We start from the raw sequence: 7564 nt of genomic DNA on the forward strand, positions 1-7564 counted from the left end.
TCTTTCCATTTGGAAGGAAAGGGGGTGATAATATGGAGTTTTTGTTTGACCTTGTAAAAGAATTTGTAAAAGCGACTGTACGTGAAGTTTCAGCGTATTTTTTGCGGAAGCAACTTCTGGATAAGGACAACAAAAAACCCACTCCGCGCCGTAGGAAGCAAAAGGGTGGGTTTCGTAAAAAATAGTAACGTGTAATAACCACCACCCTATACGGTAGCAGTTAAGGAAGAGATGTTAGCGCATCTCTTCTTTTTATTATATGCCATTTTATTTGATGTCATACTTATATAGTATTCTACGGAAAATATATCATATTCCTATTTTGTGGTCAATTTGATCCCGCTTTAACGGGCAGTAAGACCCCCACCTCAAAATTCAGTGGAAGCAAAGAAGTTAGGTGGGGGTCGGGCTGTCCGTAAAAGTCCGATTGGTGAGGGCTGATAATCAGTGGGGGATGAACAAAACCCCCCACTGATTAAAGTTTCACTTTATTGCATGATTGAAAAGGTGTAGTCTTATTCCTCTTCAAACTGAAAAATATCCCTGTTAATAAGTTGGTGGAGATACCTATCCATTTCAGCAGCAGAAACTTTTCTTTCATTTTTAAACCACCATGCGCTTAATGAGGTGATTGCCCCTGAATAAAAATCAATGATTAAATCATTTGGCATCGTATGATTTTTGCGCAGTTGATGTAACGCTTCTATTTCTTGTTTTCTCGTTTCGTGACTTAAATACTGTGTCCGGTTAATAAATTGTTCATCAGACATTTGCGTTTCTAATATTTTACCGATTTCTTCATGGTGTAGAAATTGTTCCATTACTTGAAATGGTTTACTTAATCGATCTGAAACGGGTATTTCAGCAATCATCTTGCTGTATCGTTTAAATCCAAATGCTAATAAAGCATCTTTATCTTCAAAGTGTTTATAAAAGGTTGTTCGGTGTACCATCGCGCGGTCACATATTTGGTTAATTGTGATCGTACTATATTTCTGTTTTGATTGTGTCATTAATTCAAATAAGGAATCCCATAGTAATTTATGTGTACGTCTAATACGTAAATCAATTTGTTTTTCATTATCGTTCATCTACAATTCTCCTTTTTTGTAGATTAAATATACAGTGGCTGAAAATTGATTCTCCCTTTTTAATCTACATATGTATATTATATTACATGTGTTCTGGTGTATTTAAAGTTTTTTAGTAAGAAACAGGAGGAGAATTTGCAAATGAATATGACAACTAAGAGCCCAGCAAGTGGCAAAGTTGATACTTCTAATATGAAACATACCCCTATTTTAATTGCATTACTTTTAGGGGCAATGGTTGCATTATTAAATGAAACATTACTTGGTAATGCGTTAACGGTATTAATGAAAGAATTTGATGTAACAGCTTCAACGATTCAATGGCTTTCTACAGCTTACATGTTGGTGGTTGGGGTTTTAGTCCCAATTACAGCGTTACTTCAGCAATGGCTCACAACAAGACAAATGTTTTTGATCGCTATGGTAACGTTTTTAGCTGGTACATTAATTGCGGGATTCGCACCGACATTTTCTGTTTTATTAGTCGGCCGTATCGTCCAAGCAGTAGCGACGGGATTAATTACACCGTTATTAATGAATACGATTTTAATCATTTGTCCACCTGAAAAACGTGGTGCGACAATGGGATTAATCGCACTTGTGATGATGGCAGCTCCGGCAATTGGTCCTACATTATCTGGAGTAATTGTAGATTCATTAAATTGGCGCTGGTTATTCTACATTGTTATTCCAATCGTGATCATTTCAATTATGATTGGGATGAAGTACATTCAAAATGTTTCAGAGTTAACAAGACCAAAAGTAGATTACCCATCAATCCTTTTATCGACACTCGGATTTGGCGGACTTGTGTATAGCTTTAGTGCATCAGGTGATTTAGGATGGTCTGATACGAAAGTGTATGGCGCTTTACTTGTTGGATTTATCTCATTATGTATTTTTGTCGTCCGACAATTAAAAATTGAGAATCCAATTTTAGAATTACGCGCATTTAAAGTCCCGATGTTTACATTATCAGTTGGATTAATCGTCATTGTGATGATGTCGTTATTTTCAACGATGACTTTATTACCGATGTTCCTGCAAACAGTTTTACTCGTTACAGCTTTTAAATCAGGAATCATCATGCTTCCGGGAAGTGTTATTAGCGCCATAATGGGACCAATCTCAGGTAAACTATTTGATAAATTTAGTCCGAAAGTTATTATCGTTCCCGGTATTGTGTTAGTGGGGATAGCAATGTTCTTATTTAAAGGCATTACTCCTGATACATCAATGGTAAAAATTATTGTTATGCATAGCGTATTAATGGTTGGACTCATGTTTGTCATGACAGCACAAACATACGGTTTAAATCAATTAACACCAGATTTATATCCGCACGGAACAGCACTGTTTAGCACACTGCAACAAGTAGCTGGTGCAATTGGTACGGCTATCTTTATTTCGAAAATGTCTTCAGGAACAGCTAGCTATATGGAAAGCTCCGCAAATCCAATGGACCCAGTAGAGAAGTTAAATGGTTTAACGTCTGGATTCCAAGGTGCATTTGCACTAGGGTTAGTCTTTATCATTGTTGCTTTTATCGTATCGTTGTTTTTAAAAGAAGAGAAAGAGGGAGTAAAGGCAGCGAGGGTTTTACAGAACGAGAATTAAGATTTAAATAAAAAAGACATCTTTAAGAGGTAAAGATGTCTTTTTATATTTCTTTCGTAACACTTGTTTTTGATGTCTTAATACATAAGAATTGGTATGTAAAATATTTGTATTTTTTGAACATGAATAATTATTGAGAATAACGATGCAAAGCTGTGCTAATAACTAAAAGTCCAATAATGAGAGAAAGTGTTCTTATAATAAGTTCTGCCACTAATAGTTCACCAAATGATTTAGTGACATCGTATATAGATCCTGTTATGAGAATAGGTGCAATCATAATTATAATTCCAATTATTATTTGAAGAAGTAGATTGATGTTTTTATTCAAGACAATCACCTCCAAAAAAATAGGGAATGAGAATATGGGTTTTTTTGTATTATAAAATGATTATATCGTATTACATTAAACGATGAGAATATTTTTAAATAGTAGAAATTAGAGACTCTTCAATAAAAAGGAATTAAATATGGTATTCTTTAGTTAAGATATGTAAACCAAGACGGGGGAAATGAAGATGGATAAGAAGCTAAAGAATTGGCTAGCATCTATTATAGGGGGAGTAGTACTTGCAACTGGTATGACTTATGGAATATTACAGTTTGCTGAAGTCCCGCTTAAGAGTGAGGACCATGTTTTTGCAGAGGTTAATAAAGAAGACATACTATCGAATGAAGCAGAAGTGAAAGGTTCAAATGCACAACTTCACATTACAGTAACTTCTACTGAAGAAGAAGTTATTTCAGCTATGCATAGCATGACTCATCAAAAAGTAAAAGCGTGTGAAGGAAAGGGAGCAACCCCTATGTCCAAAAAGAATGCAGAGAAAGTAAGAAACATTCTAAACGGAAACAATTTCAAGAACAAAGAAGAGCTATTAGCAATTACTGAAAGATGGGCAAATAGAGATTTTAGTAAAATTGTAGAAGAACATAACTATTTTATTAAACTTCAAGGTGGCAAGATAGGTGAAGTTACAGTGATGGATAAGGTAGACGAGCAAGTATTCTGTCTCAATACTTTCGGTGATGATGTAACGGCCGCATTAATTAAATCAGGAGATCTTCAAGCGCTGTAAGGTGTTTTTTCTCTGATATAAAGAAAGCCTCAAGTATTCATATACTTGAGGCTTTTCCAATGGAAAGATAGGAATGGTCCGAATTCTTTACATTAAGAACAAAGTGGAATTACTCCTAAACCAATTAATAAAGCTGCAGCAACTGCTGGAATTGGTACAGGAATTTGAATACCTTCTACAAATAAGAAATATTGACCACTTACTATTTTAAAACAAACTAATTGCATGGCTATTCCTCCCTTCTTTTAGGATTAATACATTATATTAATTTATCTATCTATTTATATAGTTAAATTATTTATTTTTAAAAATATAGTTAATATGTGAATAGTTTTCGAAAGGACCTGCTCAATCAATGCGGAAAAACATAAGATGAAACGAATCCATTAAAATACATGAGTGAACCTTAGTTTTCCCCTCTTATCTAAAGGAGGAACTATTATGGGTTATGGTGGTAGTTGTGGCGGTTGTGGCTTTTCTGGAGGCTTTGCTTTATTAGTTGTGTTATTCATTTTATTAATCATCGTTGGAGCTTCTTGCTTCTGCTAAAAACTATTGGAAAAGACACTCATATAGAGTGTCTTTTCTTTCGTGCAAAATGATTCCTGACAATAGCCAACTGTATAAAGTATACGGTATACTTTTGCCTCATTAGACATATAAAAATGTTGGAGGGATGTTATGAAACTAGTAGGGAAGCACATTTATATTCGGCTTTATAAAACTGATGATGCCAACGAGTTAGCTAACTTACATATTAGAAATCGCGAATTTTTTCAACGAGTTTGCCCGTTGCTCCCAGAAGTTTTTTATACAGAAGAACATCAAAAAATACGTCTTGAACAAGCATTAAAAAAGACAGCTGAAGGACAAGTATACCCTTTTGGAATCTTTTTAAGAGAAAATGATAAACTGATCGGAGACATTTCATTAACTCAAATTGTTAGGGGAGACCTCCAAAGCTGTTATACGGGATTCACTTTAGATAAGGAGCATAATGCAAAGGGCTATACAACAGAGGCTCTTCAACTTGTTGTAGATTTTGCTTTTAGGGAATTAAAGCTACATAGAATTGAAGCAGGAGCGATGCTTGATAATATAGCATCTATTCGTGTATTAGAAAAAGTGGGGTTTAAAAAAGAAGGTATAGCGAAAGAAAATATAAGGATTAATGGCAAATGGACAGATCATCAAATATTAGCTATTATCAATAGTTTGGATGTGTAAGCTTATTTTGATTCCAATAAAGATAATCATGTAACTCTTCAAACTCTACCAACAGTTTTATAGAGACCTTTACAATTTTCGGATCAGAAACTAACCTTACAAGTCTTGAAATTCCACCTAACTCTACAATTACTCTATTTGAAAATTTTACAACTAACCACACTAAGACTCTTATTCGTTTTAGTTTTAGCTTTGTATTTGCTGCGTTCGTCACATTGACTAGTAGACCATTTAAATCCACAACTCCACAAACAATTAGATTAACACCAGGGAGATACAAGGACTTTCTTATTTGAGGATGTTAAATGCCACTTCAGTTAACGCCTCATCAAGGCCATTATTTATCCAACAAACAACATATATTTGTTGTGATAAATCAAATTCATATTACTGTGAGAATAGTGACAATGGTTAGTATTAGTTATTAAAGAGAGCTTTGGCTCTTTTTTTATTTTCTTTCGACATAATATGACAATATATGAATTAACAGTTTGGTATTATTATCTAGAAATCTTACATTTATCTACAAATTATTATTGTATTTTTAGATTTTTAAATGTAAAATATTTCAATGTAAATACATACCATTTAGGGGGATAAAGAAATTTATGAAAAAATTATTAGCTTCAGCAACAGCGGTAACACTATTAACAGTGGGGTACAGTTCTTCTGCATTTGCAGCTAAGAGTCCTAATGATACAAAAAACTGTGGCCATTTTAAAAGTCAACAAGATGCTCAAGCATTCTGGGATCAAAATGGATATGGTGTTGGAAATGATCCACACCGTTTAGATAATGATAAAGACGGCATTCCATGTGAAGATTATAAATATCCAAAGAGCACAAATACTACAACAGAAAATAAAGAAACTACTAAACCTCAAGAACAACCTAAACAAGAAAATACTAAACAAGAACCTGTTAAACAAGAAAACACTAAGCAAGAGAATTCAAAACAAAATAACCAAACAACAAATACTACACAAGAACAAACTAAGCCTCAAACAACTGCAAAAGAAACAAAGAAAAATACTAATACAGTTGTGAAAAAAGAAACGAAAAAACAAGGTGAAAAATTACCTAATACAGCATCAAACGGTGTTACAATGATGTTAGCAAGCTTAGGATTAGCATTAGCTGGTTCTGTATTAATGTTCCGTCGTAAAAAGACAAACGCATAAAATAGTTCCTTAAAACGGCAGGAGAAATCCTGTCGTTTTCAAATGGAGTGATAAAAGTGAATAAAAAACAATGGATAGGCTTATGTTTAACTGTTATTGGACTTACTATCTTTTCCTATTATTTTCTAGAATGGTATAGTGCTAGACAATCAGCAGAGTCGTTAACAACTAACGAGGCTAAACAATATGAGACCTCCACACCTTCTAAAGAAAATGAAACGCAAAACATCAATCAAACAGAGACAGAGACAAAGATTGACACTTCATTACAACCTGAAGAACCTGTACAAATTCCCGCTTCAAAGGTAAACCATCAGTTAGGAGATAAAGTAGCATATTTAATTATCCCTAAAATACAAAAGAAATACTCTATATTTTGGGGAGCTGATGATAAAGTACTAAAAAAGGGTGTAGGTATGTTTGTTAGTGACTTAACTACTACACCATCTGGAAATGGTCATACAGTTTTAAGTGGACATAGAGATACTGTTTTTACCGAGCTTGGTGAATTAAAGGGAAATGACCAACTTATCGTAGAATATGAAAATAAAACATATACATATGAAATTAACAAGCATTGGATAACAGATTCAGAAGATCGAACAGTTATTGTAGAAAAAAGTGAGCCAACATTAACATTAACAACTTGTTATCCTTTTGACTATATAGGAGACGCTCCAGATCGGTACATAATTGAAGCATCTCTACTTTCCATTCATTGAGGATGGAAAGTCCAATACACATTAATTTTAATAATATGTATTGGACTCCCATTCAAGTATCATTTTTCTTAATGAATATTTGGTATATTTTAGGGTGTTTTTTACTATTTTTATGTTAAGATATTTTGGTTGATATTCATCTTATTTTAGGAGGTTGGAAAATCTGTTACATGCTTTTCATATGGATTTTAGTTTCTATACCGAAAGTATAAAAGTTTTAGGGTTATTAGGGAATTCTACTCGCTTATCAATTGTTTGTAAATTGATTACATATGGATCGTTGTCAGTTTCTGATTTAAGTAAGCAAACAAGAATTACAGAGGATTTGATTGTACAACATTTGCGTAAATTAGCCTTTGGAAATATTGTAATTAGTGAACGTATAGGGAAAAGGCTTTATTTTAAAATAAAAGATAATAAAACAATTGAGATTATTAAGGTATTAGGATTACTAAGTTAATTTTCATTACTTTCAATATAAATGATTTTGCTATAACTCAATTGTGCAAAATCACATTTAGCCTGCCTACGGAAATAGGGAGGTTTTTAATATACAAAAAGGCGCCCATATAAGGGTGCCTTTTCCAATAGTTTTTTAGCAGAAGCAACTGCATCCAATAATGATTAATAAAATAAACAATACAACT

The 7564-nt window shown here is 33.4% G+C and carries 13 protein-coding genes; 8 read left to right on the plus strand and 5 right to left on the minus strand.

Annotated features, from left to right (window positions below; genetic code table 11):
- Positions 1 to 32: 32 nt before the first annotated feature.
- Positions 33 to 185, plus strand: a complete 153-nt coding sequence (locus HMPREF2590_RS30495) for a hypothetical protein (protein WP_000394754.1) — start codon at positions 33 to 35, stop codon at positions 183 to 185.
- Between the two features lie 330 nt (positions 186 to 515).
- Here HMPREF2590_RS30495 and HMPREF2590_RS23900 read toward each other — a convergent pair whose 3' ends face one another.
- Complete coding sequence (locus HMPREF2590_RS23900) at positions 516 to 1091, minus strand: TetR/AcrR family transcriptional regulator (protein WP_000999272.1); 576 nt, start codon at positions 1089 to 1091, stop codon at positions 516 to 518.
- Between the two features lie 141 nt (positions 1092 to 1232).
- Here HMPREF2590_RS23900 and HMPREF2590_RS23905 point away from each other — a divergent pair, with 141 nt between their 5' ends.
- The gene (locus tag HMPREF2590_RS23905) at positions 1233 to 2708 is read left to right on the plus strand and encodes an MDR family MFS transporter (RefSeq protein WP_003312706.1); all 1476 of its coding nucleotides are present in this window, start codon (positions 1233 to 1235) and stop codon (positions 2706 to 2708) included.
- Between the two features lie 130 nt (positions 2709 to 2838).
- On the opposite strand, the gene HMPREF2590_RS30500 is transcribed toward HMPREF2590_RS23905, so the two are convergent.
- Positions 2839 to 3039, minus strand: coding sequence for a hypothetical protein (locus tag HMPREF2590_RS30500; RefSeq protein ID WP_001038824.1), 201 nt, complete (start codon positions 3037 to 3039; stop codon positions 2839 to 2841).
- Positions 3040 to 3226: 187 nt separating this feature from the next.
- Here HMPREF2590_RS30500 and HMPREF2590_RS23915 point away from each other — a divergent pair, with 187 nt between their 5' ends.
- A complete protein-coding gene (locus HMPREF2590_RS23915) occupies positions 3227 to 3787 on the plus strand; it encodes a PRK06770 family protein (RefSeq protein WP_050821702.1) in 561 nt (186 codons plus the stop codon).
- Between the two features lie 92 nt (positions 3788 to 3879).
- On the opposite strand, the gene HMPREF2590_RS30955 is transcribed toward HMPREF2590_RS23915, so the two are convergent.
- Positions 3880 to 4014, minus strand: coding sequence for a hypothetical protein (locus HMPREF2590_RS30955; protein WP_001177693.1), 135 nt, complete (start codon positions 4012 to 4014; stop codon positions 3880 to 3882).
- A gap of 214 nt (positions 4015 to 4228) precedes the next feature.
- Between HMPREF2590_RS30955 and HMPREF2590_RS29555 the strand changes: the two genes are divergently transcribed.
- Positions 4229 to 4336 carry a YjcZ family sporulation protein gene (locus HMPREF2590_RS29555; RefSeq protein WP_000540375.1) on the plus strand — a complete coding sequence of 36 codons (108 nt, stop codon included), beginning with the start codon at positions 4229 to 4231 and terminating at the stop codon, positions 4334 to 4336.
- A 132-nt stretch (positions 4337 to 4468) separates the two neighbouring features.
- The gene (locus HMPREF2590_RS23920) at positions 4469 to 5014 is read left to right on the plus strand and encodes a GNAT family N-acetyltransferase (RefSeq protein WP_000779770.1); all 546 of its coding nucleotides are present in this window, start codon (positions 4469 to 4471) and stop codon (positions 5012 to 5014) included.
- Here the strand turns inward: HMPREF2590_RS23920 and HMPREF2590_RS30505 are convergent.
- On the minus strand, positions 4995 to 5228 hold the full coding sequence (locus tag HMPREF2590_RS30505) for a hypothetical protein (protein ID WP_157635234.1): 234 nt from the start codon (positions 5226 to 5228) through the stop codon (positions 4995 to 4997). The two genes, HMPREF2590_RS23920 and HMPREF2590_RS30505, sit on opposite strands and share 20 nt — an antisense overlap.
- Positions 5229 to 5622: 394 nt before the next feature.
- On the opposite strand from HMPREF2590_RS30505, the gene HMPREF2590_RS23930 reads away from it, so the two are divergent.
- The 3 genes from HMPREF2590_RS23930 (at position 5623) to HMPREF2590_RS23940 (ending at position 7377) form a co-directional block, all read left to right on the plus strand.
- Positions 5623 to 6195 carry an excalibur calcium-binding domain-containing protein gene (locus HMPREF2590_RS23930; RefSeq protein WP_004418231.1) on the plus strand — a complete coding sequence of 191 codons (573 nt, stop codon included), beginning with the start codon at positions 5623 to 5625 and terminating at the stop codon, positions 6193 to 6195.
- A gap of 56 nt (positions 6196 to 6251) precedes the next feature.
- Positions 6252 to 6917 (plus strand): class D sortase, encoded by a 666-nt coding sequence (locus HMPREF2590_RS23935; protein WP_004418233.1) that lies wholly within the window; start codon positions 6252 to 6254, stop codon positions 6915 to 6917.
- Positions 6918 to 7098: 181 nt separating this feature from the next.
- The gene (locus HMPREF2590_RS23940; protein WP_000347623.1) at positions 7099 to 7377 is read left to right on the plus strand and encodes an ArsR/SmtB family transcription factor; all 279 of its coding nucleotides are present in this window, start codon (positions 7099 to 7101) and stop codon (positions 7375 to 7377) included.
- A gap of 135 nt (positions 7378 to 7512) precedes the next feature.
- Here HMPREF2590_RS23940 and HMPREF2590_RS31280 read toward each other — a convergent pair.
- Positions 7513 to 7564: YjcZ family sporulation protein (locus tag HMPREF2590_RS31280; RefSeq protein ID WP_141763552.1), on the minus strand; the 52-nt coding region annotated here is incomplete at its 5' end.

Origin of the sequence: Bacillus sp. HMSC036E02 (assembly GCF_001836235.1) — a bacterium.
GTDB lineage: Bacteria > Bacillota > Bacilli > Bacillales > Bacillaceae_G > Bacillus_A > Bacillus_A cereus.

Bases quoted from the DNA above. Each gene is read 5' to 3' on its own strand.
- HMPREF2590_RS23905 (WP_003312706.1), top strand. From the start codon at position 1,233: ATGAATATGACAACTAAGAGCCCAGCAAGTGGCAAAGTTGATACTTCT.
- HMPREF2590_RS23920 (WP_000779770.1), top strand. From the start codon at position 4,469: ATGAAACTAGTAGGGAAGCACATTTATATTCGGCTTTATAAAACTGAT.
- HMPREF2590_RS23930 (WP_004418231.1), top strand. From the start codon at position 5,623: ATGAAAAAATTATTAGCTTCAGCAACAGCGGTAACACTATTAACAGTG.
- HMPREF2590_RS29555 (WP_000540375.1), top strand. From the start codon at position 4,229: ATGGGTTATGGTGGTAGTTGTGGCGGTTGTGGCTTTTCTGGAGGCTTT.
- HMPREF2590_RS23900 (WP_000999272.1), bottom strand. From the start codon at position 1,091: ATGAACGATAATGAAAAACAAATTGATTTACGTATTAGACGTACACAT.
- HMPREF2590_RS23940 (WP_000347623.1), top strand. From the start codon at position 7,099: ATGGATTTTAGTTTCTATACCGAAAGTATAAAAGTTTTAGGGTTATTA.
- HMPREF2590_RS30955 (WP_001177693.1), bottom strand. From the start codon at position 4,014: ATGCAATTAGTTTGTTTTAAAATAGTAAGTGGTCAATATTTCTTATTT.
- HMPREF2590_RS30495 (WP_000394754.1), top strand. From the start codon at position 33: ATGGAGTTTTTGTTTGACCTTGTAAAAGAATTTGTAAAAGCGACTGTA.
- HMPREF2590_RS23915 (WP_050821702.1), top strand. From the start codon at position 3,227: ATGGATAAGAAGCTAAAGAATTGGCTAGCATCTATTATAGGGGGAGTA.